The sequence below is a fragment of the Shinella fusca genome, from assembly GCF_014203155.1.
Taxonomy (GTDB): Bacteria; Pseudomonadota; Alphaproteobacteria; order Rhizobiales; family Rhizobiaceae; genus Shinella; species Shinella fusca.
Window position 1 is genome coordinate 19472 of sequence record NZ_JACHIK010000015.1, and the last position, 25744, is coordinate 45215.

General features: G+C 67.0%; 21 protein-coding genes. 14 read left to right on the top strand and 7 right to left on the bottom strand.

The features are described from left to right. Position 1: 1 nt before the first annotated feature. Positions 2-322 (top strand): phosphoribosyl-ATP diphosphatase, encoded by a 321-nt coding sequence (locus HNQ66_RS18190; RefSeq protein ID WP_184145596.1) that lies wholly within the window; start codon positions 2-4, stop codon positions 320-322. Next, on the top strand, positions 322-1317 hold the full coding sequence (gene coaA / locus HNQ66_RS18195; protein ID WP_184145597.1) for a type I pantothenate kinase: 996 nt from the start codon (positions 322-324) through the stop codon (positions 1315-1317). Before HNQ66_RS18190 ends, coaA begins: the two co-directional genes overlap by 1 nt. A gap of 5 nt (positions 1318-1322) precedes the next feature. Here coaA and HNQ66_RS18200 read toward each other — a convergent pair whose 3' ends face one another. The 4 genes from HNQ66_RS18200 to HNQ66_RS18215 form a co-directional block, all read right to left on the bottom strand. Further along, complete coding sequence (locus HNQ66_RS18200; RefSeq protein ID WP_184145598.1) at positions 1323-1946, bottom strand: alpha-ketoglutarate-dependent dioxygenase AlkB; 624 nt, start codon at positions 1944-1946, stop codon at positions 1323-1325. Then, positions 1947-2459 carry a peptidoglycan-binding protein LysM gene (gene lysM, locus HNQ66_RS18205; RefSeq protein WP_184145599.1) on the bottom strand — a complete coding sequence of 171 codons (513 nt, stop codon included), beginning with the start codon at positions 2457-2459 and terminating at the stop codon, positions 1947-1949. A 107-nt stretch (positions 2460-2566) separates the two neighbouring features. Beyond that, positions 2567-3001: an alternative ribosome rescue aminoacyl-tRNA hydrolase ArfB gene (gene arfB / locus HNQ66_RS18210; protein WP_184145600.1), complete on the bottom strand. Its 435-nt coding sequence runs from the start codon at positions 2999-3001 to the stop codon at positions 2567-2569. A 115-nt stretch (positions 3002-3116) separates the two neighbouring features. Continuing rightward, complete coding sequence (locus HNQ66_RS18215) at positions 3117-4727, bottom strand: phosphoenolpyruvate carboxykinase (protein ID WP_184145601.1); 1611 nt, start codon at positions 4725-4727, stop codon at positions 3117-3119. Positions 4728-5042: 315 nt separating this feature from the next. Here HNQ66_RS18215 and HNQ66_RS18220 point away from each other — a divergent pair, with 315 nt between their 5' ends. The 12 genes from HNQ66_RS18220 (at position 5043) to trxA (ending at position 22560) form a co-directional block, all read left to right on the top strand. Then, positions 5043-5771 (top strand): response regulator transcription factor, encoded by a 729-nt coding sequence (locus HNQ66_RS18220; protein ID WP_184145602.1) that lies wholly within the window; start codon positions 5043-5045, stop codon positions 5769-5771. A 147-nt stretch (positions 5772-5918) separates the two neighbouring features. Next, positions 5919-7649 (top strand): sensor histidine kinase, encoded by a 1731-nt coding sequence (locus HNQ66_RS18225; RefSeq protein WP_246434348.1) that lies wholly within the window; start codon positions 5919-5921, stop codon positions 7647-7649. Continuing rightward, positions 7646-8101: an HPr kinase/phosphorylase gene (locus tag HNQ66_RS18230; RefSeq protein ID WP_184145604.1), complete on the top strand. Its 456-nt coding sequence runs from the start codon at positions 7646-7648 to the stop codon at positions 8099-8101. Before HNQ66_RS18225 ends, HNQ66_RS18230 begins: the two co-directional genes overlap by 4 nt. Before the next feature lie 150 nt (positions 8102-8251). Further along, on the top strand, positions 8252-8653 hold the full coding sequence (locus tag HNQ66_RS18235) for a PTS sugar transporter subunit IIA (protein ID WP_184145605.1): 402 nt from the start codon (positions 8252-8254) through the stop codon (positions 8651-8653). A gap of 15 nt (positions 8654-8668) precedes the next feature. Next, positions 8669-8941 (top strand): HPr family phosphocarrier protein, encoded by a 273-nt coding sequence (locus tag HNQ66_RS18240; protein WP_184145606.1) that lies wholly within the window; start codon positions 8669-8671, stop codon positions 8939-8941. A 96-nt stretch (positions 8942-9037) separates the two neighbouring features. Then, a complete protein-coding gene (gene ahcY, locus HNQ66_RS18245; RefSeq protein WP_184145607.1) occupies positions 9038-10438 on the top strand; it encodes an adenosylhomocysteinase in 1401 nt (466 codons plus the stop codon). A gap of 294 nt (positions 10439-10732) precedes the next feature. Further along, positions 10733-13183 (top strand): sensor histidine kinase, encoded by a 2451-nt coding sequence (locus tag HNQ66_RS18250; RefSeq protein WP_246434347.1) that lies wholly within the window; start codon positions 10733-10735, stop codon positions 13181-13183. 5 nt (positions 13184-13188) lie between these two features. Further along, positions 13189-14685 (top strand): tRNA (adenosine(37)-N6)-threonylcarbamoyltransferase complex ATPase subunit type 1 TsaE, encoded by a 1497-nt coding sequence (gene tsaE / locus HNQ66_RS18255; protein WP_184145609.1) that lies wholly within the window; start codon positions 13189-13191, stop codon positions 14683-14685. A 13-nt stretch (positions 14686-14698) separates the two neighbouring features. Next, positions 14699-15433 (top strand): nucleotidyltransferase family protein, encoded by a 735-nt coding sequence (locus HNQ66_RS18260; RefSeq protein ID WP_184145610.1) that lies wholly within the window; start codon positions 14699-14701, stop codon positions 15431-15433. Then, positions 15430-18606, top strand: a complete 3177-nt coding sequence (gene addB / locus HNQ66_RS18265; protein ID WP_184145611.1) for a double-strand break repair protein AddB — start codon at positions 15430-15432, stop codon at positions 18604-18606. Before HNQ66_RS18260 ends, addB begins: the two co-directional genes overlap by 4 nt. Beyond that, entirely contained in the window at positions 18599-22144 is a 3546-nt protein-coding gene (gene addA, locus HNQ66_RS18270; protein WP_184145612.1) for a double-strand break repair helicase AddA, read from the top strand. Before addB ends, addA begins: the two co-directional genes overlap by 8 nt. Before the next feature lie 95 nt (positions 22145-22239). Next, entirely contained in the window at positions 22240-22560 is a 321-nt protein-coding gene (gene trxA, locus HNQ66_RS18275) for a thioredoxin (protein WP_184145613.1), read from the top strand. Between the two features lie 53 nt (positions 22561-22613). Here trxA and HNQ66_RS18280 read toward each other — a convergent pair whose 3' ends face one another. The 3 genes from HNQ66_RS18280 to trpA are packed head-to-tail and all read right to left on the bottom strand — an operon-like array spanning position 22614 to position 25743. Beyond that, a complete protein-coding gene (locus HNQ66_RS18280) occupies positions 22614-23957 on the bottom strand; it encodes a bifunctional folylpolyglutamate synthase/dihydrofolate synthase (RefSeq protein ID WP_184145614.1) in 1344 nt (447 codons plus the stop codon). 1 nt (position 23958) lies between these two features. Then, positions 23959-24864 (bottom strand): acetyl-CoA carboxylase, carboxyltransferase subunit beta, encoded by a 906-nt coding sequence (accD, locus tag HNQ66_RS18285; RefSeq protein WP_184145615.1) that lies wholly within the window; start codon positions 24862-24864, stop codon positions 23959-23961. A 39-nt stretch (positions 24865-24903) separates the two neighbouring features. Continuing rightward, positions 24904-25743 (bottom strand): tryptophan synthase subunit alpha, encoded by an 840-nt coding sequence (gene trpA / locus HNQ66_RS18290; RefSeq protein WP_184145616.1) that lies wholly within the window; start codon positions 25741-25743, stop codon positions 24904-24906. Position 25744 lies beyond the last annotated feature (1 nt).

A 25744-nucleotide genomic window follows, 5' to 3' on the forward strand; every position in this document is an offset into this window, starting at 1 on the left:
GATGACCGACTTCACCCTTGCCGATCTCGAGCGCATCGTCGAGGCCCGCGCCGCGGCCGACCCGTCGGAAAGCTGGACGGCCAAGCTTGTCGCCGCCGGCCAGCCGCGGGCGGCGAAAAAACTCGGCGAAGAGGCGGTCGAGACCGTCATCGCGGCCATCGAGAACGACAGGGCGGCGCTGACCGGCGAGGCCGCGGACCTCCTCTATCACCTGATGGTCGTATTGAAAATCGGCGGCATCCGGCTACAAGATGTGCTGGGAGAGCTGGAAAGACGCACGGGCCAATCGGGCATCGCGGAAAAGGCCAGCCGGAAGAGCTGATGATCCAGGCAGTGCGTGACAAGGACCAGGCGGATATTCCGGACGATTACGGCAACCGCGACTATTCCCCCTACCGCTTCTTTTCGGCCGAGGAATGGGCGCATTTCCGGGCCGACACGCCACTGACGCTGACGGAGAACGAGGTGCAGCGCCTGCGCTCCCTCAACGACCCGATCGACCTCGACGAGGTGCGGCGCATCTATCTTTCGCTCTCGCGCCTGCTTTCGGCCCATGTCGAATCCTCGCAGATGCTCTTCGAGCAGCGCAAGCAGTTCCTCAGCCTTTCCGACGAGGCCAAGACCCCCTTCGTGATCGGCATCGCCGGCTCCGTCGCCGTCGGCAAGTCGACCACGGCGCGCATCCTGATGGAACTCCTCTCGCGCTGGCCCTCCAGCCCCAAGGTCGATCTCGTGACGACCGACGGCTTCCTCTATCCGAACGCCGTGCTCCAGCGCGAGAAGATGATGGACCGCAAGGGCTTTCCGGAGAGCTACGACATCGGCTCGCTGCTGCGCTTCCTCTCGGCCATCAAGGCCGGCAAGAAGGACGTCAAGGCGCCGGTCTATTCGCACCTGACCTATGACGTGCTGCCGAACACCTTCCGCACCGTCGACCGGCCGGACATCCTGATCTTCGAGGGCATCAACGTCCTGCAATCGCGCGACCTGCCGGCGGACGGCAAGATCGTGCCGATGGTCTCGGACTTCTTCGATTTCTCGATCTATATCGACGCGGAAGAGACGCAGATCCACAACTGGTATGTCGAGCGTTTCATGCGCCTGCGCGAAACGGCCTTCCAGAACCCCGATTCCTACTTCCACCGCTACGCGACGATCAGCGAGACGGCGGCGCTCGCCATTGCCGAAGGGCTCTGGCACAACATCAACCTGAAGAACCTGCACCAGAACATCCTGCCGACGCGCCCGCGCGCCGACCTGATCCTGCAGAAGGGCCGCAACCACCTCATCGAGACGGTGGGCCTGCGCAAGCTCTGAGCCGGCTATGGATTGACGCGGCGCAGCGTGAGGTTGATGCGCCCGCCGTTCTTCAAAAGCGTCGAGGTGCCCGGATAGATCCGGTCGACGCCATGGAAGATCAGCCGGCTTTCCCCGCCGAAGACGAAGACGTCGCCGCTCGAAAGGCGGAAGGACCGCGTCGGGTCGCTGCGTGAAACACCACCCACGCGGAACAGGCACTGGTCGCCGAGCGAGACGGAGACGACAGGTGCCGCGAACTCATTCTCGTCGCGGTCCTGATGCAGGCCCATCTTCGCGTCGGGATCGTAGAAATTGACGAGGCAGGCTTCCGGCGGCTTGTCGTAGCCGGAGACCGCGTCCCACAGCGCGAGCAGCGGATCGGGAATGGCCGGCCAGGGGCGGCCGGTTTCGGGATGCGTCGGCTGGTAGCGGTATCCGCCGTCCTTGTCCGTCACCCAGCCGAGCGATCCGCAATTGGTCATGCGGACCGACATGGGCTTTCCCGTCTTCGGCATGCGCGGCATGAAGAGCGGCGCCTCGGCCACGACCGCGCGGATCGCGGCGACGAGGACCTCCTGTGCCGCCCGGTCGAAACGGTCCGGGAAGTAGCGCAGCCCCGGGGCGAGGCCGCGCTCGGCCGGCGTCACTTACGCTTCCGCCAGATCCGGGATGCGCAGCACCTGGCCGGGATAGATCTTGTCCGGATGGGAAAGCATCGGCCGGTTGGCGTCGAAAATCACCGTATGCTTGGCGCCCTTGCCCTTGCCGTAGTGGGCCTCGGCGATCTTCCAGAGGTTGTCGCCCTTCTTGACGGTGTAGAGCACCGGCTGCCTGGCGGGCGTCGCGGCCTTGACGAGCTCGGTCATGTCCGCCTGGCCGAGCTTGAGGCCGGAATCGGGCGCGACGACCTTGAGGTCGGCGGCTTCCACCTTGGAGATGCCGAGCGTGTTGCCGACAGCGATGACGGCCTTCTCGAAGGCCGTCTGGTCGGCCACCACTCCCTTCAGCACGCATTTGTCGCCGTCGACGGAGACCTCGACGTTCTGGGTGCCGAGATCGAAGGAATCGAGTTCCTTCTTCACCGCGTCGGCTTCCGGCGGCTCGTCGTCGCCGATGCCGAGTTTCTTGCCGGCGTTCTTGATGAAGCTGAAGAGACCCATGGCTTACCTCCCTGGTTTCCTGATCCGTTTTCCGGACTAAAGCAGAGCCTTCCTGCAAAGGGAAGGCATCGTTTCATTCCCATCCATAAACGGCCAAGTTGCGGCAGTCATTCGCCGTTCGGCTTGGCGCGCATGCGCTTGACGTCGGACCGGCCGGATTTTGCCTTGAGCCGGCGTTCGATCGAGCCTTTCGTCGGCTTGGTCTTGCGGCGCGGCGGCGGAGGCGGCTCCGCGGCCTTGAGGATCAGTTCCTTCAGCCGCTCGCGCGCATCCTCGCGATTGCGCTCCTGGCTCCGGAAGCGGTTCGCCTCGATCATCAGCACGCCGTCCTTGGAGACCTTGCGGCCGGCAAGCTTTTCCGCATTCGCCTTGACGCGCTCGCTGAGCGAGGGCGAATTGCGCAGGTCGAAGAAGAGCTGGACCGCCGTCGAGACCTTGTTGACGTTCTGCCCGCCGGGACCGCCCGCCAGCACGAACTGCTCGGTCAGTTCCCAGCCGGCGATCGTGATCGCGCCGCTGACGTAAATAGGATCGCTGGCCATGGAATTTCCTTTCCCGGCCGTTCTAGCGGGGCGGACTGCAAACGGGAAGCCGTCCGCCGGAACGAAAAACCCGGCCTCAGGGAGACCGGGTTTCACGTGAATCATTACCGAAACCTTACTCGGCGGCGACCTTCAGGCCAGGGGCGGCATCGCGCACGCCGCCGTCCACATGGTCCTCGAACTTCTCGAAGTTTGCGATGAACATGTCGACGAGCTTGCGGGCCTGCCGGTCATAGGCCGCACCGTTTGCCCAGGTCGAGCGGGGATCGAGGATCTTCGTGTCGACGCCCGGCACCGAGACCGGCACCTGGAAGCCGAAATTGTCGTCGCGGCGGAAGAGCGCGTCCTTGAGCGAGCCGTCGAGGGCGGCGGCAAGCAGGGTACGTGTCGCCTTGATCGGCATGCGGCGGCCCTCGCCGTAGGCGCCGCCGGTCCAGCCGGTGTTGACCAGCCAGCAATCGACGCCGTGCCCGGCGATGAGCTCCTTCAGGAGGTTGCCGTAGACCGTCGGGTGGCGCGGCATGAAGGGCGCGCCGAAGCAGGTCGAGAAGGTGGCTTCCGGCTCGGTCACGCCGCGTTCCGTGCCGGCGACCTTGGCGGTGTAGCCGGAGAGGAAGTGGTACATGGCCTGGTCGGGCGTGAGCTTGGCGATCGGCGGCATCACGCCGAAGGCGTCGGCCGTCAGCATGATGATGGTCTTCGGATGCGGCGCGCGGCCGGTCTCGCTGGCATTCGGGATGAAGTGCAGCGGATAGGCGCAGCGGGTGTTCTCCGTCAGCGAACCGTCGTTGAAGTCCGGAACGCCCTCGGCGTCGAGCACGACGTTTTCGAGCACGGTGCCGAAACGCTGGGTCGTCGCGTAGATTTCCGGCTCGGCCTCGGCCGACAGGCGGATCGTCTTGGCGTAGCAGCCGCCCTCGAAGTTGAAGATGCCGTTTTCGCCCCAGCCGTGCTCGTCGTCGCCGATCAGCGTGCGCTTCGGGTCGGCCGAGAGCGTCGTCTTGCCGGTGCCCGACAGGCCGAAGAACACGGCCGCGTCGCCGTCCGGGCCGACATTGGCCGAGCAATGCATCGGCATGACCTTTTCCGCCGGCAGCAGCCAGTTGAGGACCGTGAAGACCGATTTCTTCATCTCGCCGGCATAGTAGGTGCCGGCGATCAGCACGATGCCGCGGGTGAGGTCACAGGCGATCATCGTCTCGGTGCGCGCGCCGTGGCGGGCAGGATCGGCCTTGAAGGTCGGCAGGTCGATGATGGTGAGCTTCGGCGCGAAACCGGCAAGGTCCTTCTCTTCCGGGCGGATGAGCAGGTTGCGGATGAACAGCGAATGCCAGGCAAGTTCCGTGACGACGCGGGTCGGCAGGGCATAGTCCGCATCAGCGCCGCCGACGAGGTCCTGCACGAAGAGGGCGCGGCCGGCCGCATGGGCCAGCATGTCGGCGTGGAGCGCGTCGAAATGCGCGCGCGACAGGGCCTTGTTGTTGTCCCACCAGATGGCGCCGTCGGTGTTCTCGTCGCGAATGACGAACTTGTCCTTGGGCGAGCGGCCGGTGTGCTGGCCGGTCAGCGCGCGAAGGGCGCCGTGGGCGGTCTTGACGGCCTCGCCGCGGCCGAGCGCCTCTTCGTAAAGGGCCTCCGCTGCAAAATTGTACCGGACCGTGCCGTCGGTGTGGATGCCCATTTCGGTGAGCCCGAGAGCGGGATTGCGAACGCCAAGTTCCTGCATGGTCCAGTTTTCCTCCGTGGACGAAGACCCGGTGAAGTTTTGCGGAAGCTAATGCGCAATTGTCGCAAAAACAAGAGAGGAATCAAAATTAGGCAATGATATCAATTAATTAATCGATTTAAATACTTGTCTTACTTTTTTAATCGGTTGAATAATCGATTTAAAAGTGACTCGAAAAGCCGCCCTGAAACGTCTCCCTTTATCTTCGCCACAATTTGTTCCACCTTTACCCCCAGGGAAGGCGCATCATTCCTCCAGGACAGGAACTCGGATCCGAGGTCGGGAAAGGCGCCTATGAATATGGAGACAAGCAGGATGCAGACGATCGCGCTCGTAGACGACGACCGGAATATCCTTACATCCGTGTCGATCGCCCTTGAGGCGGAGGGCTACAAGGTCGAGACCTACACGGACGGCGCGTCCGCGCTCGACGGCCTTCTCGCCCGCCCGCCGCATCTTGCGATCTTCGACATCAAGATGCCGCGCATGGACGGCATGGAGCTTCTGCGCCGGCTGCGCCAGAAGTCGGACATCCCGGTCATCTTCCTCACCTCGAAGGACGAGGAGATCGATGAGCTGTTCGGCCTGAAGATGGGCGCCGACGACTTCATCACCAAGCCGTTCTCCCAGCGCCTCTTGGTCGAGCGCGTCAAGGCGATCCTGCGCCGGGCCTCGAACCGCGAGGCGGCCGCCTCGGGGGCCGCCACCGGCGGCGCGAAGGCGGGGGAAGTGGCGGCGCGCTCGCTGGAGCGCGGCCAGCTCGTCATGGACCAGGAGCGCCATACCTGCACCTGGAAGGGCGAGCCGGTGACGCTGACCGTCACCGAATTCCTCATCCTCCATTCGCTCGCCCAGCGCCCCGGCGTCGTCAAGAGCCGCGATTCGCTGATGGACGCGGCCTATGACGAGCAGGTCTATGTCGACGACCGCACCATCGACAGCCACATCAAGCGGCTTCGCAAGAAGTTCAAGATGGTCGATACCGACTTCGACATGATCGAAACGCTCTACGGCGTCGGCTACCGCTTCCGCGAGACCGCCTGAGGCGCGATTTTTCTTGCAAGGACCGCGGCGGGGGTGCAATGCCGCGGTCGGCGGCGGCTGCCGCCCGCTTGAAGGATAACCCACTTGCTGCAGAACGTGCCGGAAAGGGATGGAGACGATGGCGAGGGCCGGCTAGGGCCGCGCTCGCTGCGCCGCCGCTGGACCCACCCCTTCACGCTGGCCCGCCGCATCTTCGGCAACGCCGTCTTCTCCAGCCTGACGCGCCGCATCCTCTTCTTCAACCTCGTCGCGCTCGTCGTGCTCGTCTCGGGCATCCTCTATCTCAACCAGTTCCGCGAAGGCCTGATCGACGCGCGCGTGGAAAGCCTTCTGACCCAGGGCGAAATCATCGCCGGCGCCATCTCGGCCTCGGCGACGGTCGACACCAACTCGATCACCATCGATCCGGAAAAGCTGCTGGAGCTGCAGGCCGGCCAGAGCATCACGCCGCTGCCGAACGACGAGGACCTCGAATTCCCGATCAATCCCGAGCGGATCGCCCCGGTCCTTCGCCGGCTGATCTCGCCGACCCGCACACGCGCGCGCATCTACGACACCGACGCCAACCTGCTGCTCGATTCGCGCCACCTCTATACGCAGGGCCAGGTGCTGCGCTTCGACCTGCCGCCGGTGGATCCCGAAAGCCCGAGCCTCGTCGACCGGCTGAATTCCTGGTTCAACCGCATCCTCCAGCCCAGCAACCTGCCGCTCTACAAGGAAGCGCCCGGCGGCGACGGATCGATCTATCCGGAAGTGATGAACGCGCTGACGGGCGTGCGCGGCGCCGTCGTGCGCGTCAACGACAAGGGCGAGCTGATCGTCTCGGTCGCCGTGCCCGTGCAGCGGTTCCGCGCGGTGCTCGGCGTGCTGCTGTTATCGACGCAGGCGGGCGACATCGACAAGATCGTCCATGCCGAGCGGCTTGCCATCATGCGCGTCGCGGGCGTTGCCGGCCTCGTCAACATCGCGCTGTCGCTGCTCCTCTCCAGCACCATCGCCAATCCGCTGCGCCGGCTTTCGGCGGCGGCGATCCGCGTGCGCCGCGGGGCCAAGGAGCGCGAGGAGATCCCCGACTTCTCCGTGCGCCAGGACGAGATCGGCAATCTTTCCATCGCGCTGCGCCAGATGACCAACGCGCTCTACGACCGCATCGACGCCATCGAGAGTTTTGCCGCCGACGTCAGCCACGAACTGAAGAACCCGCTGACCTCGCTGCGCAGCGCCGTGGAGACGCTGCCGCTCGCCCGCACGGACGATTCGAAGAAGCGCCTCATGGACATCATCCAGCATGACGTGCGCCGCCTCGACCGCCTGATCAGCGACATTTCCGACGCTTCGCGCCTCGACGCCGAGCTTGCCCGCTCGGACGCGCGCACCGTCGACCTCGAAAAGCTGCTCGGCGACCTCATCGACATTTCCCGCCAGGTGAACACCCGCAAGAAGCCCGTCGTCCTCGACTTCGTCGTCGACCGCAAGGACAATCCGAAGACGCGGTTCGAGGTCAGCGGCTACGAGCTGCGCATCGGCCAGATCGTCACGAACCTCATCGAGAACGCCCGCTCCTTCGTGCCCGATCCCGGCGGGCGTATCGTCGTGCGCCTGTCGCGCGGGCGCGGCGACCGCTGCCTCATCCAGGTCGAGGACAACGGGCCGGGCATCCAGGCCGAGGATATCGACCGCATCTTCGAGCGCTTCTACACGGACCGCCCGGCGAGCGAGGGTTTCGGCCAGAATTCGGGCCTCGGCCTTTCCATCTCGCGGCAGATCGCCGAGGCCCACGGCGGCACGCTCAAGGCCGACAACGTCGTCGACAAGAAGACCGGCGAGATGCTCGGCGCCCGCTTCACCCTTTCCCTTCCCGCCGGCCCGCAGAAATGACCGGCCCCGCCAACGTGCACGGAACGGCGATCGTCATCGGCGAGACGGGGCTTCTGTTCGTCGGCCCTTCGGGCGCCGGCAAGAGCGCCGTGGCGCTCCACTGCATCATGGAGGCGCGCTGGCGGGGGCTGTTTTCCGCCCTCGTCAGCGACGACCAGGTGCTGGTGACGGAAGCGGACGGGGAGCTCGTCGCCCGGGCGCCGGCCAGCATTGCCGGCCTTCTGGAAGTGCGCGGGGCGGGCATCGTCAGGATGGCGACGGTGGAGACGGCGGTGCTGCACCGGGCCATCCGGCCGATCGAGCCGCCCTTTGCCGAGCGCCTGCCGCCGGAGGGCGAAACCGCCGAAATCCTGCCCTCGCGCAGCCTGCCGCTCACCCGCCTGCCGCTCTTTGCCGGTTGCACGGCCTTCGCGACGCTTGCGGCCCTTCACCCGGAAATCCTGAAAAGCTGACCGCAAAAGCCCCGGCAAAACACGAAATCGGCCATTTTGGGCTTGCACTTGGCCTTTTCATTGACAAGATGGCCTCCCCAACGGTGGACGGAATTGTTGCATTGCGGTATTCCACCGGCCGTTTGAGTTGGGAAACTGGAGCGTCTGCTGATGATCGGACTGGTGCTTGTCACCCATGGCAAGCTGGCGGAGGAATTCCGTCACGCCCTTGAACATGTCGTCGGTCCGCAAAAGGCGATCGAGACCGTCTGCATCGGCCCCGAGGACGACATGGACCAGCGTCGCCAGGATATCCTGGAAGCGGTCATGAAGGCCGACCAGGGCCATGGCGTCATCATCCTCACCGACATGTTCGGCGGCACGCCGTCGAACCTTGCCATCTCGGTCATGACCGGCGAGGGCATCGAGGTGATCGCGGGCGTCAACCTGCCCATGCTGATCAAGCTCGCCGGCATTCGCGGCGAGAACGACATGGAGAAGGCGCTGGTCGACGCCTCCGAGGCCGGACGGAAATATATCAACGTGGCAAGCCGCGTTTTGAGCGGCAAGTAAGGTCTTCTGCCCTCCATGACCGCCTCGAAAGAGCTTCTCATCATCAACAAGCGCGGCCTGCACGCCCGCGCATCGGCGAAATTCGTCCAGACGGTCGACGGCTTCGACGCGGAAGTCACCGTCTCCAAGGACGGCATGACGGTGGGCGGCACCTCAATCATGGGCCTGATGATGCTGGCCGCCAGCCCCGGCTGCAGCGTGTTCGTCACCGCGACGGGGGCTGAGGCGCAGGAGGTGCTTGCCGCGCTCGACGCGCTGGTAGCAGACCGCTTCGGCGAGGAGATGTAGCTTCCCGTTAATATAAGGATATAAAGACTTCTTTATGTCTGGTTGCTCCAGCGGGCATTTCCTGATAGGAAGCGCCATCACGACTGGAGATTTTTGATGACCACCACGCAGGACTACCACGTCGCCGATATCGGGCTTGCCGATTTCGGCCGCAAGGAAATTCAGATCGCCGAGACCGAAATGCCGGGCCTGATGGCCTGCCGCGAAGAGTTCGGCGCCGCAAAGCCCCTCAAGGGCGCGCGCATCACCGGCTCGCTGCACATGACCATCCAGACCGCCGTCCTCATCGAGACGCTGGTCGCGCTCGGTGCCGAGGTCCGCTGGGCCTCGTGCAACATCTTCTCCACGCAGGACCATGCCGCCGCCGCGATCGCCGCCGCCGGCATCCCGGTCTATGCCGTCAAGGGCGAGACGCTGACGGAATACTGGCAGTACACCGACAAGATCTTCCAGTGGACCGACGGGGGCCTGTCCAACATGATCCTCGACGACGGGGGTGATGCCACCATGTACATCCTGCTCGGCGCGCGCGCCGAAGCGGGCGAGAACGTGCTGTCGAACCCCGGCTCCGAGGAAGAGGAAATCCTCTTCGCACAGATCAGGAAGCGCCTTGCCGCTTCCCCGGGCTGGTTCACGAAGCAGCGCGACGCCATCAAGGGCGTGACGGAAGAAACGACCACCGGCGTCAACCGTCTCTACCAGCTCCAGCAGAAGGGCCTCCTGCCCTTCCCGGCGATCAACGTCAACGACTCGGTCACCAAGTCGAAGTTCGACAACAAGTACGGCTGCAAGGAATCGCTGGTCGACGGCATCCGCCGCGGCACAGACGTGATGATGGCCGGCAAGGTCGCCGTCGTCTGCGGCTATGGCGACGTCGGCAAGGGTTCGGCGGCTTCGCTGCGCGGCGCCGGCGCCCGCGTGAAGGTGACGGAGATCGACCCGATCTGCGCCCTGCAGGCCGCCATGGACGGCTTCGAGGTGGTTCAGCTCGAAGACGTCGTCTCCTCGGCCGACATCTTCATCACCACGACCGGCAACAAGGACGTCATCCGCATCGAGCACATGCGCGAGATGAAGGACATGGCGATCGTCGGCAATATCGGCCACTTCGACAACGAGATTCAGGTCGCCGCGCTCCGCAATCTCAAGTGGACGAACATCAAGCCGCAGGTCGACATGATCGAGTTCCCCAAGGGCAACCGCATGATCCTGCTCTCGGAAGGCCGCCTGCTGAACCTCGGCAACGCCACCGGCCATCCGTCCTTCGTGATGTCCGCCTCCTTCTCGAACCAGGTCCTGGCGCAGATCGAGCTCTTCACCAAGGGCGATGCCTACAAGAACGAGGTCTACGTCCTGCCCAAGCAGCTCGACGAGAAGGTCGCCCGCCTGCACCTCGCCAAGCTCGGTGCAAGGCTCACGGAACTCTCCGAGGAGCAGGCCGGCTATATCGGCGTGACGCCGCAGGGCCCCTACAAGGCTGAACACTACAGGTACTGATCCTTACCCGGATTATCCACAACATCTAGAGGCGGCGCGCTTGACACGAGCGCGCCGCCTCTTTTTTGGCCCTGTCCCTTCCCGACGATTCGGGAAGCAGGTATCGTTTAAGACATTGATTCGGCGGAAAGATGCGGACCCTTCGCGCCGAATTGGGATGTCTTGTCGATCAGGCGGCAAACGGACGGAGACATACCGGGGATGATGGCGGAAGAAAAACGAGGCCGTTCCGGGCAGGCTTTTGGCATGCCGGAACGGGAATGCGCGCATTCGCTCGCGCTGCAAGATGGCTTTATGGTTAACAGATGGCTTACAGGCGGCAGGCGCCGTCTCGTATCGGCACTTTCGGCCGGCTCGGCGCTGGCCCTGCTTGCCGGCCCGGCCCATGCGAGCGGCCATCTCGCCACCCCGGAAATCGTCACCGGCTCCATGCTGCTCGGCGTCATGTCGGCGGCGATGGTCTCCGCCATCTGGATGATCCGCCAGCGCGGCCGCATGGAAGCGGAGAACCGCGGGCTGAAGGCGCACCTTTCCGAGGCCCGTCACGACATTTCCCGCCTGCAGGCGCTCATCGGCGACAAGAACCGCCGCATCGTCGTGTGGGACGGGCTTTCCGGCAAGCCGGAATTCCTCGGCCAGCTTCCGCCGGAGACCGGCGCCCCGCAGGCCGACCGCGATTTCCTCGCCTTCGGGCGCTGGATGAAGCCGACATCGGCCGCCGAGATCGAACGCGCCGTCGAACGGCTGCGCTCGCAGGCCCAGAGCTTCGACCTCGTCGTGGAAACGAACCGTGACGAGGTGCTGGAGGCGCAGGGCCGCGTTTCGGGCGGACAGGCCTTCGTGCGCTTCGTGGCGCTCAACAACCTGCGGGCGGAAGCCGCCGGGCTGAAGCTCGAACGCGACCGGCTGGTCGCCGCGCTCACCACGCTGCAGGGCCTTCTCGACCAGATCGACCTTCCCGTCTGGCAGCGCGGCGCCGACGGTGCGCTCGCCTGGGTGAACGAGGCCTATGCCGAAGCCGTCGAGGCGAAGGATGCCACTGAAGCCGTGCGCGAGAGCCGCGAGCTGCTGCCGACCATCGCGCGCGAAAAGATCCGCGCCACCGCGACCTACGACACGCCGTTCCGCGACAAGGTCTCCACCGTCGTGCGCGGCAACCGCGGCTTCTTCGACGTGGTCGATACGCGGAGCCCGACGGGCTCGGCCGGCATCGCCGTCAACGTCTCCGATGTCGAGGCCGTGCGCGAGGAGCTGGCCCGCACGCTGAAGAGCCATGCCGAAACGCTCGATCACCTGGCAACGCCCGTCGCCATCTTCGACGGCGACCAGCGCCTGCAATTCTACAATCAGGCCTTCCAGCGCATGTGGGAGGTCGATACCGCCTTCCTCGAAGGCAAGCCCGGCAACGGCGAGCTGCTCGACCGCCTGCGCGCCGCCGGCAAGCTGCCGGAACAGCTCAACTGGAAACAGTGGAAGGAAAACGCCCTTTCCGTCTACCGCGCCATCGACACGCAGACCGACCTCTGGCACCTGCCGAACGGCCAGACGCTGCGCGTCTTCGCAACCGCCCGCCCGCAGGGCGGCGCCACCTGGGTCTTCGAGAACCTGACGGAGAAGGTCGACCTCGAGACGCGCTACAACACGCTGGTGCAGGTGCAGGACGAGACGATCGACCACCTGGCCGAGGGCGTTGCCGTATTCAGCCCGGACGGGCGCATCCGCCTCTCCAACCCGGCCTTCCGGGCGCTCTGGGGCATCAGCGAGGCCGAGGCGAAATCCGGCACGCATATCCGCGCCATCGAGCAGGCCTGCGCGCCTTCCTACGACAAGCCGGACGGCTGGAAGCGTTTCGGCCATATGATCACCAGCTTCGACGACGAGCGGCCCTCCTGCCAGGGTGTTCTGGAGCTGCGAACCGGCCTCGTTCTCGACTATGCGGTCATTCCGCTCTCCAACGCGCAGACGATGCTGACCTTCGTCAACATCACCGACAGCGTGCGTGTCAGCAGGGCGCTCACCGAGAAGAACGAGGCGCTGCGCAAGGCGGATGCGCTGAAGAACGATTTCGTCCAGCACGTCTCCTACGAACTGCGCTCGCCGCTCACCAATATCATTGGCTTCGCCGATCTCCTGAAGACGCCGACCATGGGCGAGCTCAACGACCGGCAGGCCGAATATGTCGACCATATCGCGACGTCCTCGGCGGTGCTGCTCACCATCGTCAACGACATCCTCGACCTTGCGACCGTCGATGCCGGCATCATGGAACTCGACTATGCCGACATCAACCTGACGGACCTGCTCGACGACGTCTCCATGCAGTTCGCCGACCGGCTGCACGACGCGCAGGTGACGCTGGAGATCACCGCGCCGGACAATCTCGGCACCATCGTCGCCGACCAGCAGCGTCTCAAGCAGATCCTCATCAAGCTCCTCGCCAATGCCGCGAATTTCGCCCCGGCGGGCAGCGCCATCGGCCTTCGCTGCTGGCGCGAGGGCGCCGATCTCGTCTTCACCGTCTCCGACCGCGGGCCGGGCATTCCGCAGGACGTGCTGAAGACGGTGTTCAACCGCTTCGAAAGCCACGGCCGCCATGGCGGCGCGGGCCTCGGCCTTTCCATCGTCGAGAGCTTCGTGAGCCTGCACCACGGCACCGTCACCATCGACAGCCACGAGGGGCGCGGCACCGAGGTCACCGTGCGCATCCCTTCCGCGACGATGACGGCCTTCGCGGCGGCGGAATAAGGCCCATGGCGCTCGACGTCTTCCTTGCCGACGAGGCCGCTACCCTCCGTTTCGGCGAGGACATGGCGCTCGCCGTGCGGCGCGGCGACTATCTCGCGCTCAACGGCGATCTCGGCGCCGGCAAATCCACCTTCGCGCGGGCGCTGATCCGCGCCATCGCCGACGACGCCTTCCTCGAAGTGCCGAGCCCGACCTTCACGCTGGTGCAGAGCTACGACCTCCGGCTCCCCGTCGCCCATTTCGATCTCTACCGCATCGCCGACGCCGCCGAGATCGACGAACTCGGCTTCGACGAAGCCCTTTCCGACGGCATCTGCCTCGTCGAATGGCCGGAAAAGGGTTCCGGCGCGCTGCCGGCGGACGGGATCGCCCTCACCTTCACGCATGAGGGCGAGGGGCGGCGCGTCACCGTCGACGGGCCGGAGCCGGCGCTCGCGCGCATTCGCCGCTCATTGTCGATCCGCGCCTTCCTTGAAAAAGCCGGCTACGGCAACGCGGCGCGCCGGCACCTCACGGGTGACGCCTCCGTGCGGGCCTATGAACACATCCATGCCGGCGGGGACCGCTTCGTGCTGATGGACGCGCCGCGCCATGCGCCGGGTCCGATCCTCGCCTACGGCAAATACTACCAGCAGATCGCCCATATCGCGGAGGACGTGAAACCGTTTATCGCGGTCGGCCGGCATCTCGTCTCACGCGGCTTGCGTGCGCCGGCCATCTACAAGGCGGATATCGACGCGGGCATCCTGCTGATCGAAGACCTCGGCAGCGACGGCGTGCTCGACGCAAACGGCGCGCCGGTCGCCAAGCGCTACCGCGAAAGCGCCGCCTGCCTTGCGCATCTGCACGGGCAGGCCTTCGAGCGCGACCTTCCCGTGGCGGACGGCATCGTCCACCATGTTCCGGACTTCGACCGGGATGCGATGCAGATCGAGGTCAGCCTTCTTACCGACTGGTACCTGCCCTTCAAGCGCGGCACGCCGGCAAGCGAGGAGGAGCGCCGCGCCTACATCGCCATCTGGGACGGGCTGATCGAGAGCCTCGGCGGCGCCGAACACAATCTCCTGCTGCGCGACTTCCATTCGCCGAACATCATCTGGCGGCCGGAAGCAACCGGCACCGACCGGGTCGGCATCATCGATTTCCAGGATGCGATGATCGGGCCCTCCGCCTACGACGTCGCCTCGCTGGTGCAGGACGCCCGCGTCGACATGCCGGACGGCCTCGCCGCGGGCGTTTTGGCGCACTATCTCGCCCTTCGCGAAAAGCAGGGCGGCTTCGACCGGGAGCGTTTCCTGCGCGACTGGCACGTCATGGCGGCGCAGCGCAACTGCAAGCTCGTCGGCATCTGGGTGCGGCTGATGCAGCGCGACGGCAAGCCCGGCTACATGCGCCACATGCCGCGCACCTTCCGCAATCTCACCCGGGCGCTCTCCCATCCCGACCTCGCCCCCTTGCGCGCGTGGTGCGAAAAGGCTGGAATCCTCGCGACCGAATCATGATCGCGAGCGCCCGATGAAGATCGAAGACGCCATGGTGCTGGCCGCGGGCCTTGGAACGCGCCTGCGCCCCATCACCGACACGATGCCCAAGCCGCTGGTGCCGATCGCCGGAAAGGCGATGATCGACTACGGGCTCGACGCGCTGGCCGAAGCCGGCGTGAAGCGCGCCGTCGTCAACATCCACCATTTCGCCGACCAGATGAAAGCGCATCTTTCGCACCGCATCGCGCCCGAAATCCTTCTGTCCGACGAGACGGACCGGCTGATGAATTCCGGCGGCGGCCTCGCCAGGGGCCTGAAGCTTCTCGGCCGCGGCCCGGTGCTGGTGATGAACGCGGATCTCTTCTGGATCGGCGAGAAACCCGGCGAAAGAACCAATCTGCAACGGCTTGCCAAGGCCTTCGACCCGGCGCGGATGGACATGCTCATGCTCTGCGTGAAGCTGGAGGACACGACGGGCCACAACGGCAAGAAGGATTTCTCGCTCGGCGAGGACGGCCGCCTCACCCGCTATGCCGAAGGGCTCGGCACGCCGGTCGTCTATGCCGGCGCGCTCGCCCTGATGCCGTCGCTCCTCGACGACGCGCCGGACGACGCCTTCAACCTCAACCTCTATTTCGACCGCGCCATCGCGGCAGGCCGGCTCTCCGGCCTGATGCTGGAGGGCCACTGGATCACCGTCGGCACGCCTGAGGCGATCGGCGCGGCGGAGGCGGTGATCGGCGCTTTCCGCGAGGCGGCGGCGTGACGGGCTCCCGGGGCGGGCGCATCCTGTCGATCCCCGCGAGCCTGCCCTTCCTGAAGACGGTCGCGGCAAGCCTCATCGGGGGCCGGCTGGTGCCCGGCTTCACCTACGATCCCGCCGACCCGCTGGCGCTCTCCGACGTGACGATCTACGTGCCGACGCGGCGCGCGGCGCGCGTGCTGCGCTCCGACTTCGTCGACCTTCTCGGCGGGCGCTCGGCCATCCTGCCCGTCATCCGCGCGCTCGGCGAGACGGACGACGACGCCGGCTTCTTCGACGAGGTGGCGCCCGCGCTCCTCGACATGGCCGAGCCGCTTTCCGGCCCGACGCGCCTCCTGGAGCTTGCCCGCCTCGTGCTCGCCTGGCGCAATCGGCTGCCCGCCGCCGTCACCGCCGTCCATGCCGAAAGCCCGCTCGTCGCGCCCGCAAGCCCCGCCGACGCCGTATGGCTTGCCCGCAACCTCGCCGAGATCATCGACGCGATGGAGACGGAGGAGCTCGACTGGTCGGCGCTGGAGGCGCTCGACACCGTCAACCATGCGCTCTGGTGGCAGCTCACCGCCGAATTCCTGAAGATCGCCAGCGACTACTGGCCGGCGCGGCTTGCCGAGCTCAACCGCTCCTCCCCGTCGCTGCGCCGCAACGCGACGCTGCATGCCGAGACGGAGCGCTATCGCCACGCGCCGCCCGCCGGCCCCGTCATCATCGCCGGCTCGACCGGCTCCATTCCCGCGACCGCCGGGCTCATCGCGGCGGTGGCGAACCTGCCGAACGGCATCGTCATCCTGCCCGGGCTCGACCGCTTCATGTCGGACGCCGACTGGATGCTCGTCGGCCGTCAGGACGGCGCCGGCAAGGCGGATGCGGCCGCGCGCAGCCATCCGCAATACGGCCTCCACCGCCTGCTGACGCGCATGGGCTGCACGCGCGACGACGTGGAAACGCTCGGCGATCCGCCCGAGGCGCTGGAATACCGCGCGAAGATCCTCTCCAGCGCCTTCCTGCCGACGCAGGCGACGGCCGGCTGGGGCGAGGTGCGCGGCACGCTCGATCCGCAGCGCATGGCGACCGCCTTCCGCGACGTCTCGCTGGTGGAGGCGGCGAACGAACGGGAGGAGGCGCTGTCAATCGCGATCGCGCTCCGCCTCGCGCTGGAGGAGAGCGAGGACGCACAGGCCGCGCTGATCACGCCCGACCGCAAGCTCGGCCGGCGCGTGGCGGCGGAGCTTGCCCGCTTCGGGATCGAGGCGGACGATTCGGCCGGTACGCCGCTGCTCTCAAGCCCGCAGGGCACGCTCCTGCGCCTCCTTGTCGAGGCGGCGTTGCGCCCCGGCGACCCGGTGCCGCTCGCCGCGCTGCTGAAGCATCCGCTGGCCCGCTTCGGCCTTTCCGCCGATGACAGGCGCGCGGCCGTTGCCGCGCTGGAACTGACGGCGCTGCGCGGCGGCACCGCCGAGATCGACATTTCCACGCTCGAACCCCTGCTGGAGGCGGCGCTCGCCAAACAGGCGGAGGACCGTCATCCGCCCGTCTGGCGCACGGCGCTGCCGGAACCGTCGCTTGGCCTTGCCCGCGATCTCGCGCGCCGGGTCGCCGCCGCCGCCGAGCCGCTGGCCGGCGTGCTGGTCGGGCAGAGCCGGACGGGGCGGCGCCTTTCCGGCCGGCTCGCGGTGTCCGACTGGGCGGAGCGGACGGGGCGGGCGCTGGAGGCCGTCGCGGTGGACGAGCGCGGCGACCTAGCGGCGCTCTGGTCCGGCGAGGCGGGCGACAGCCTTGCGAACCTCCTTGCCAGCGTGATCGCCACGGACGGCGAGATCGAAGCCGACGGGCCGCAATGGTGCGACATCGTCGAGGCGCTGGCGGCGAGCGAGAGCGTCAAGCCGCGCGCCATGCGCCATCCGCGCGTCTTCATCTTCGGCGCGCTGGAATCGCGCCTGCAGAGCGTCGATACGGTGGTGATCGGCGGGCTCAACGAGGGCACATGGCCGGGACAGGCGGCAAACGACGCCTTCCTCTCGCGCGTCATGAAGATCGACATCGGCCTCGAACCGCCGGAACGGCGCATCGGCCAGCTCGGCCACGACCTGCAGATGGCCGCCGGCGCGCCGAAGCTGATCCTCACCCGCGCATTGCGCAGCGGCACCGCGCCGACCGTCACCTCGCGCTGGCTGCAACGCCTCCTCGCCGTCGGCGGGCCGGCGCTGGCCGAAGACCTGCGGGCACGCGGCAAGGAACTTCTCGGCTGGGCGGACGCCTTGGACGAGAGCGCGAGCGTGCCCACCGCCCGCCGCCCCGCGCCGCACCCGCCGGCCGAGCTACAGCCGAGGAAATATTCCTTCAGCGAGATCGGGCGCCTGCGCCGCGACCCCTATGCGATCTATGCCCGCCATATCCTGCGGCTCGACCCGATCGCGCCGTTCAACCTCGATCCGGGACCGGCCGAGCGCGGCTCGCTCTATCACCGGATCGTCGACCGCTTCGTGCGCGAGGAGAGGACCGGCCAGCCTTTTGCCGTCATCGGCCGCATCCTCGGCGAGGAATTCGACGCGGCGCGCCTGCCGCCGCATATCGATGCCGTCTGGCGGCCGCGCTTTGCCGCCGTCGCCCGTGCCTTCGTCGAGTGGCATCTTGCCCGCGCCGGCGAGATCCGCGAGAGCCTGACGGAGGCGCCGGCCTCGCTCGACCTTTCCGTCGCCGGCATCCGCCTCACCGGCATTGCCGACCGCATCGACATCCTGCCCGACGGCAGGGCGGACATCCTCGACTACAAGACCGGCAGCACGCCCTCGCCGAGGGTGGCGCGCGCGCTGCTCGACCCGCAGCTCGCGCTGGAGGCGGCGGCACTTCGCCGCGGCGCCTTCCGCGGCCCGGGGATTCGTGAGCCGGCGAACCTTCTCTATGTGCGTCTGAAGCCCGGCCATCGCTTCAAGCCCGAGCAGGTCAACAACGAAGAGGCGAAATCCGCCAATGCGACGCCGAAATCCGCGCTGGAGCTGGCGGAGGAAGCCCTGACCGAGCTGGAAAAGCTGCTGACGGGGCTGATCGAGGGCCGCTTCGGCTTCGCCTCCCGGCTCATCCCCGAGAAAGAGCGCGACTATGGCGGCGAATACGACCATCTGGCGCGCGTCGCCGAATGGTCGTCGGCCGAAGAGGGCGAGGAGAGCGACGATGCTTGACGAGGAGCGCCCCGCCTCCGCCGACCCGGCCGCCTGGCTGAGCTGGACGTCCGAGAAACAGGCGACGGCCTCCGATCCCGGCCGCTCGGCCTGGGTTTCGGCCAATGCCGGCTCGGGCAAGACCCATGTGCTGACGCAGCGCGTCATCCGCCTGCTGCTCGCCGGCTGCCGGCCTTCGGCGATCCTCTGCCTCACCTATACCAAGGCGGCGGCCTCGGAAATGTCGAACCGCGTCTTCGAGCGGCTGGCCGAATGGGCAACGCTCTCCGACGCGGAATTGTCCGGACGCGTGGCCGCCATCGAGGGCAAGGCGCCGGACCTCTTCAAGCTCGCCGAGGCGCGCCGGCTCTTCGCCCGGGCGCTCGAAACGCCGGGCGGCCTGAAGATCCAGACCATCCACGCCTTCTGCGAGGCGCTGCTGCACCAGTTCCCGCTGGAGGCGAACGTCGCCGGGCACTTTTCGGTGCTCGACGACCGGGCGGCGGCCGTGCTCCTCGCCGATGCCCGCCGCACGCTCCTGACCGCCACGGCCAGCGAGGACGACGCGGCGCTGGCCGACGCCTTCGCCACCGTGCTCGACATCGCCGACGACACCGGGCTGGAACGGCTGATCTCCGAGATCGTCGCAAGCCGCGGGCCGATCCGCGATTTCCTCGACGGTGCCGCGAAGGCGGGCGGCGTGGACGCCGTTCTGCGCCGGGAGACCGGGCTCGACCCGCAGGAGACGGCAGACGATATCCTCGCCGCCTTCTGGCCGCTCGACGGGCTGCAGGGCGACGTGCTCGAAGCCTATCTCTCCGCTGCCGAGACATTCGGCAGCGACACGGTGAAGACATCGGCGGCCGGTTTCCGCTCCGCAAGCGGGCTCACCGATGCCGAAGCGCGCCGCGCCCTGCTTCATTCCCTGTTCTTCACGAAAGACGGGGCACCCAAGAAGATCGGCACCGCCTTCTTCTCCGCCGTGTTAAAAAAGCAATTCCCGCATTTCGAAACGCCGCTTCTCACCGCACAGGCCCATGTGATCGCCTGCACCGACCGGCTACGGCGGTTTCGCATGTATGAGGCGACGCGCGCGGCGCTCACCATCGCCGAGCGGCTGATCGGCGATTACGAGGACCTGAAGCGCACGCGCAGCCTGCTCGACTTCGACGACCTGATCGACCGCACGGCGCAGCTCCTGACGCGCGAGAAGGTGAGCGCCTGGGTGCACTACAAGCTCGACCAGGGCATCGACCATATCCTCGTCGACGAGGCGCAGGACACGAGCCCCCGGCAATGGCAGATCGTCAGGGCGCTGACCGACGATTTCTTCGCCGGCGAAACGGCGAGGGTCGCCGGGCGAACGATCTTCGCCGTAGGCGACGAGAAGCAGTCGATCTACTCCTTCCAGGGCGCGCGGCCGGAGCGCTTTGCGGAAGAAGGACGCGAGGTCGCGCGACGCACGCGGGCGGCCGAGGCCGCCTTCAGCCCGATCCGGCTTCTCCTATCCTTCCGCTCGACGCGGGACGTGCTTTCGGCCGTCGACCGGGTCTTCCTCGATCCCGCCAATGCGCGCGGCCTGTCGCCGGACGGCGGCGAGATCGTCCATGCCTCCAACCGCGGGCGCGAGCCGGGCGCGGTCGACATCTGGGAGGTGATCGCCGCCCCGCCGGGCCTCGACGAAGAGGACTGGACAGCGCCCTTCGACGCGGTGGCGGAAGAGGCGCCGATCAACGTTCTCGCCCGGCGCATCGCCGATACGCTCGCCGCCTGGATCGGCAGGGAGACGGTGACGGAAAAGGGCGAGGCGCGGCCGATGGCGCCGGGCGACATCATCGTGCTGGTGCGCAAGCGCGACGCCTTCGTCAATGCACTGACGCGCACCTTGAAGCAGCGGCACGACCTGCCCGTCGCCGGTGCCGACCGGCTGGTGCTGACCAAGCACATCGCCGTGCAGGACCTCGTGGCGCTCGGCCGCTTCGCCGTGCTGCCGGAGGACGACCTGTCACTGGCCGCGCTCCTGAAAAGCCCGCTCTTTTCCCTTGACGAGGATACCCTCTTCGACCTTGCCGCCCGGCGCGGCGCGCGCCAGAGCCTGTGGACGCGGCTGCGCGAGACGGCCGAGCTCGCCTCCGTCGTCCGCCGGCTGGAGGAAATCCTGCGGGATGCGGAAGGCCAGTCCGTGCACGATTTCTACGCCCGCATCCTCGGAGCCGGCGGCGGGCGGCGGGCCTTCCTCGCCAGGCTCGGCACGGAGGCCGGCGAGATCATCGACGAGTTCCTGACCTTCGCGCTGGACCAGGAGGAGAACGGCCTTCCGGGCCTGCAGGCCTTCGTCTCGACGCTGGAGCTGGAAGCCCCGACCGTCAAGCGCGAGCAGGACAAGGCGCGCGGCGAGATCCGCATCATGACGGTGCATGCCGCCAAGGGGCTGGAGGCGCCGGTCGTCTTCCTCGTGGACGGCGGGGCGAAGCCGTTCAGCCACAGCCACATGCCGCAGTTGCGCTTCCTCGCAACGCCCGGCCTTGCCGGCGGCCTGCCGGCCTGGCTGCCGCTCAAGGATTTCGCCAATGCGCTGACCGAGGCGGACGCCGAGCGCATCAAGGCCGGCGCGGAGGAGGAATATCGCCGGCTGCTCTACGTGGCGATGACCCGCGCGGCCGATCGGCTGGTCGTCTGCGGCTATCGCGGCAAGCAGGAAAACAAGGACACCTGGCACCAGATGATCGCCGCGGCGCTTTCGGCCGACGCGGAACGCTGCACCGCGACGACCTTCTCGACGCGCAGCGAGAGCTGGCAGGGTTTCGCCTGGCGCGAGGCGGGTGCGGCAACGGCGGACGAGGTCACGGCGGCGGCCGTTGCGGAGAAGCCGGAGGTGCAGCTTCCCGAAGCGCTCGGGCGGCCGCTTCCCCCGCAGCGCGCGCTACCGCGGCCGCTCAGCCCCTCGGGTGCGGCGGCGGTGATCGAGACGGATGCGGCGGACCTTCTCGTGCCCTCGGCGCTCTTCGGCAGGAAGGGCGGCGCCCCGGGCACCGGCCTTGCGCTGGAGCGCGGGCGCATCCTCCACCGCTTCCTGCAGGTGTTGCCGGCCTTCGATCCCGCGGAACGGCCGGCGGCGGCGCGGCGCTATCTCGAGCGCGCGGCCGCGGCCTGGCCGGAGAGCGCGCGGGCCTCGCTGGTTGCGGCGGCGCTTGCGGTGATCGACGACGGAAGCCTTGCCGCGATCTTCTCGCCGGCCGCGCGGGCGGAAGTGTCGATCATGGGCACGCTGCGGCTCGGCAGCCGCGAATTCGCGGTGTCGGGCCGCATCGACCGGATGGTGGTGACGGACAGCGCCGTGGAGATCGTCGATTTCAAGACGAACCGCGTGCCGCCCGCCTCGCCCGGCGACATCCCCTTCGAGCACCGGGCACAGCTTGCGATCTACCGGGCGATCCTCGGCCCGCTCTATCCGGACAAGGAAATCCGCTGCGGGCTGATCTACACGGAGGCGGCGAAAACCTACTGGCTGGAGCCCGCCCGGATGGACGCGAGCCTTGCCGAACTCACGGCAAAGTGAGATACCGGACGGGACGATCCGCTATCGGCCGGGGTTGAAACCGGGGGCCGGCGGCATCACATTTCAGGTAACAATCACCGTTCAAGGAGAGCCTCATGGCTACCGTAAAAGTCGACCAGTCCAATTTCGAGGCCGAAGTGCTGAATTCCGCAGAGCCGGTCGTCGTGGATTTCTGGGCCGAATGGTGCGGCCCGTGCAAGATGATCGCGCCCGCCCTCGAAGAAATCTCCTCGGAGCTTGCCGGCAAGGTGAAGGTCGCCAAGCTGAACATCGACGAGAACCCGGAACTGGCCGCCAAGTTCGGCGTGCGCTCGATCCCGACGCTCGCCATGTTCAAGGGCGGCGAAGTCGCCGACATCAAGGTCGGCGCGGCCCCGAAGACCGCCCTCTCCTCCTGGATTTCCAGCGCCGCCTGATCGGCCGGAACCGGACCAGATCAAGCCCGGCCTCGTGCCGGGCTTTTTGTTTGTCAGGTCGGCGGCGTGCCGTTGTCGGCAAGGACGTCGCCGACGAGGTAGAGCGAGCCGCCGATCAGGATGCGCGGCGGCACCGCGTCTTCGGCGGTGATGCGGCTGATCTCGGCAAGGGCGTCGGCGACCGACGACAGGGGCTCGACGTCGAGCCCGGCGCGGGCGGCATCGCCCGCCAACGCCACCGGGTCGAGCCCGGCATCGGAGCCGCGGATCGGCACCGTGAAGACCCGCTCGGCAAGGCCGCCGAAAGGCTCGAAATAGCCGACCGGATCCTTCGTGTTGATCATGCCGGTGACGAGGAAGAGCGGACGCGCATCGCGCTCCTCGAAACTCGCCATGGTCTCGGCGATCACCTGGCCGGCGCCGGGATTGTGGCCGCCGTCGACCCAGATCTCGCTGCCGCGCGGGGCAAGCCGCGCCAGGGCGCCGTCCGTCAGCCGCTGCAGGCGGCCCGGCCATTCGACATGGGCAAGGCCGATTTCCATAGCATGCTCTGTAACCGCAAGGCCGGCCGCCTTGACCGCGCGGATCGCCGCGGCGGCGTTGGCATATTGGTGGCGGCCCGGCAGGCGCGGCAAGGGGAGGTCGGCAAGGCCGAACTCGTCCTGGTAGACGAGGCGGCCATATTCCTCATGCGCCATGAAATCCTGGCCATAGACGGTATAGGGGCAGCCGAGCCGTTCGGCGGTCTCGATCAGCACGTCGCGGGCGGCATCCTCCGTCTGGAAGCCGATGACGACGGGCACGCCGCGCTTCATGATGCCGGCCTTTTCGGCGGCGATCAGCTCCACCCGGTCGCCGAGATAGGCCTGATGGTCGAGCGAGATCGGCATGATGATGGAGACGGCGGGATGCGGAATGACGTTCGTCGCGTCGAAGCGCCCGCCAAGGCCGACCTCGATGATCGCGACATCCGCTGGATGCTCGGAAAAGAGCAGGAAGGTGACGGCCGTCAGGATCTCGAAGACGGTGATCTTCTGCCCGCCATTGGCCGCCGCCACGCGGCGCACGGCATCGGCAAGGACCGCGTCCTCCACGAACTGCCCGCGCCCGCCCGCAACGCCGAGGCGGTAGCGCTCGTGCCAGTTGACGAGATGGGGCGAGGTGTGGACGTGGACGGCAAGGCCCGCCGCTTCGAGGATCGAGCGGCAGAAGGCCGAGACCGAACCCTTGCCGTTGGTGCCGGCCACATGGATGACCGGCGGCAGCTTGAGGTGCGGATCGCCGAGCGCGGCGAGCAGCCGCGTGATGCGGTCCAGCGAAAGATCGAACCCCTTGGGATGGAGCGCGAGAAGCTTCTCGATCTCCGTTGCCGCTTCGCTGGCCGCCACGCTCACCATGTCACTGGGCCGCGATGGCGATGACGTCGTTCGTCGCCGGGGCCGCAGCCGCCGGCTTCTTCATCAGGATCTTCAGAAGGCGGGCGAGCGTATCGGGAATGTCATGGCGCTTGACGACCATGTCGACCATGCCGTGCTCCTGAAGGTATTCCGACGTCTGGAAGCCTTCGGGAAGCTTTTCGCGGATGGTCTGCTCGATGACGCGCTTGCCGGCAAAGCAGATTTCCGCGCCCGGCTCGGCGAGGTGGATATCGCCCAGCATGGCGTAGGAGGCCGTCACACCGCCCGTCGTCGGGTTGGTGAGGACGACGATATAGGGCAGGCCCGCTTCCTTCAGCATTTCCACGGCAACCGTGGTGCGCGGAAGCTGCATCAGCGAGAGGATGCCTTCCTGCATGCGCGCGCCGCCCGAGGCGGGGAACATGACGAGCGGGCACTTTTCCGCGATGGCGCGCTCGAAGGCCTTGATGATCGCCTCGCCGGCGGCGATGCCGAGCGAGCCGCCCATGAAGGCGAATTCATGCACGACGGCGACGAGCTTGACGCCGCGCACCTTGCCGACGCCGCCGACGATCGTGTCTTCCAGCTCCGTCTTGGCGCGGCTGTCGCGCAGGCGATCGGTATATTTCTTCGAATCGCGGAACTTCAGCGGGTCCTGCGCCACCTTCGGCTGCTGCAGGGCCTCGTAGACGCCGTCGTCGAAGAGGTCCCGGAGGCGGGCCTTCGCCGGCATTTTCATGTGGTAGCCCGAGGCCGGGATGACCCACTTGTTCTCCTCGAGATCGCGGTGGAACACCATCTCGCCGGTTTCCGGGCATTTGATCCAGAGGTTTTCCGGTACATCCCGGTTGGGACGGCCGAGCATCGAGTTGATCTTCGGCCGAACGTAGTTCGTGATCCAGTTCACGGTCTAGACTCCCGTTCCAATCGTTCCCATGTGGGAACTTTACTCCGCCGCCGCAAGGCGCGACGCACGCACGCCCGATGCGAGGCTCATGACCAGCGTTTCGACACCGGCGACGGTGGCGGCGCTCGCCTTGCCGTCCGCCGTCAGGCTGGAGGCGATCTGGTTGACGATGGCGGTGCCGACGACGACGCCGTCCGCCGAGGCGCCGATGGCGCGGGCATGCTCGGCCGTCTTGACGCCGAAGCCGACGCAGACCGGCAACCCGGTATGCGCCTTGATGCGCCCGACCGCGCTGCCGATCACCGACGGATCCGGCAGGGCCGAGCCGGTGATGCCGTTCATCGAGACATAGTAGACGAAGCCGGAGGTGTTCTTCAGCACGGCCGGCAGGCGCTTCTCATCGGTCGTCGGCGTGGCGAGACGGATGAAGTTGATGCCCTTTGCGACGGCCGGGATGCACAGCTCGTCGTCCATTTCCGGCGGCAGGTCGACGACGATAAGGCCGTCGATGCCGGCTTCCAGCGCATCGTCGAGGAAACGGTCGACGCCGTAGATATAGATCGGATTGTAGTAGCCCATCAGCACGATCGGCGTCGCGTCGTCGTCCTTGCGGAAGTCGCGGGCCATCTGCAGGGTCTTGGCGAGCGTCTGGCCGCCGGCAAGCGCGCGCTGGCCGGCAAGCTGGATCGCCGGGCCGTCGGCCATCGGGTCGGAGAAGGGCATGCCGAGCTCGATGACGTCGGCGCCGGCCTTCGGCAGCGCCTTCATGATCTCCAGCGAGCTGGCATAATCCGGATCGCCGCCCATGAAATAGGTGACGAGCGCCGGGCGGCCCTCGGCGGCAAGATCCGCAAAGCGTTTGTCCATGCGTGCGGTCATA

Excerpts from the sequence above, each read along its gene's own strand:
- arfB (WP_184145600.1), bottom strand. The coding sequence starts at position 3,001 with ATGGCCAGCGATCCTATTTACGTCAGCGGCGCGATCACGATCGCCGGC.
- HNQ66_RS18280 (WP_184145614.1), bottom strand. The coding sequence starts at position 23,957 with ATGGTGAGCGTGGCGGCCAGCGAAGCGGCAACGGAGATCGAGAAGCTT.
- tsaE (WP_184145609.1), top strand. The coding sequence starts at position 13,189 with ATGGCGCTCGACGTCTTCCTTGCCGACGAGGCCGCTACCCTCCGTTTC.
- lysM (WP_184145599.1), bottom strand. The coding sequence starts at position 2,459 with ATGGGTCTCTTCAGCTTCATCAAGAACGCCGGCAAGAAACTCGGCATC.
- HNQ66_RS18235 (WP_184145605.1), top strand. The coding sequence starts at position 8,252 with ATGATCGGACTGGTGCTTGTCACCCATGGCAAGCTGGCGGAGGAATTC.
- trpA (WP_184145616.1), bottom strand. The coding sequence starts at position 25,743 with ATGACCGCACGCATGGACAAACGCTTTGCGGATCTTGCCGCCGAGGGC.
- HNQ66_RS18220 (WP_184145602.1), top strand. The coding sequence starts at position 5,043 with ATGCAGACGATCGCGCTCGTAGACGACGACCGGAATATCCTTACATCC.
- coaA (WP_184145597.1), top strand. The coding sequence starts at position 322 with ATGATCCAGGCAGTGCGTGACAAGGACCAGGCGGATATTCCGGACGAT.
- HNQ66_RS18190 (WP_184145596.1), top strand. The coding sequence starts at position 2 with ATGACCGACTTCACCCTTGCCGATCTCGAGCGCATCGTCGAGGCCCGC.
- HNQ66_RS18260 (WP_184145610.1), top strand. The coding sequence starts at position 14,699 with ATGAAGATCGAAGACGCCATGGTGCTGGCCGCGGGCCTTGGAACGCGC.
- HNQ66_RS18240 (WP_184145606.1), top strand. The coding sequence starts at position 8,669 with ATGACCGCCTCGAAAGAGCTTCTCATCATCAACAAGCGCGGCCTGCAC.
- HNQ66_RS18230 (WP_184145604.1), top strand. The coding sequence starts at position 7,646 with ATGACCGGCCCCGCCAACGTGCACGGAACGGCGATCGTCATCGGCGAG.
- ahcY (WP_184145607.1), top strand. The coding sequence starts at position 9,038 with ATGACCACCACGCAGGACTACCACGTCGCCGATATCGGGCTTGCCGAT.
- HNQ66_RS18250 (WP_246434347.1), top strand. The coding sequence starts at position 10,733 with ATGGTTAACAGATGGCTTACAGGCGGCAGGCGCCGTCTCGTATCGGCA.
- trxA (WP_184145613.1), top strand. The coding sequence starts at position 22,240 with ATGGCTACCGTAAAAGTCGACCAGTCCAATTTCGAGGCCGAAGTGCTG.
- addA (WP_184145612.1), top strand. The coding sequence starts at position 18,599 with ATGCTTGACGAGGAGCGCCCCGCCTCCGCCGACCCGGCCGCCTGGCTG.
- HNQ66_RS18215 (WP_184145601.1), bottom strand. The coding sequence starts at position 4,727 with ATGCAGGAACTTGGCGTTCGCAATCCCGCTCTCGGGCTCACCGAAATG.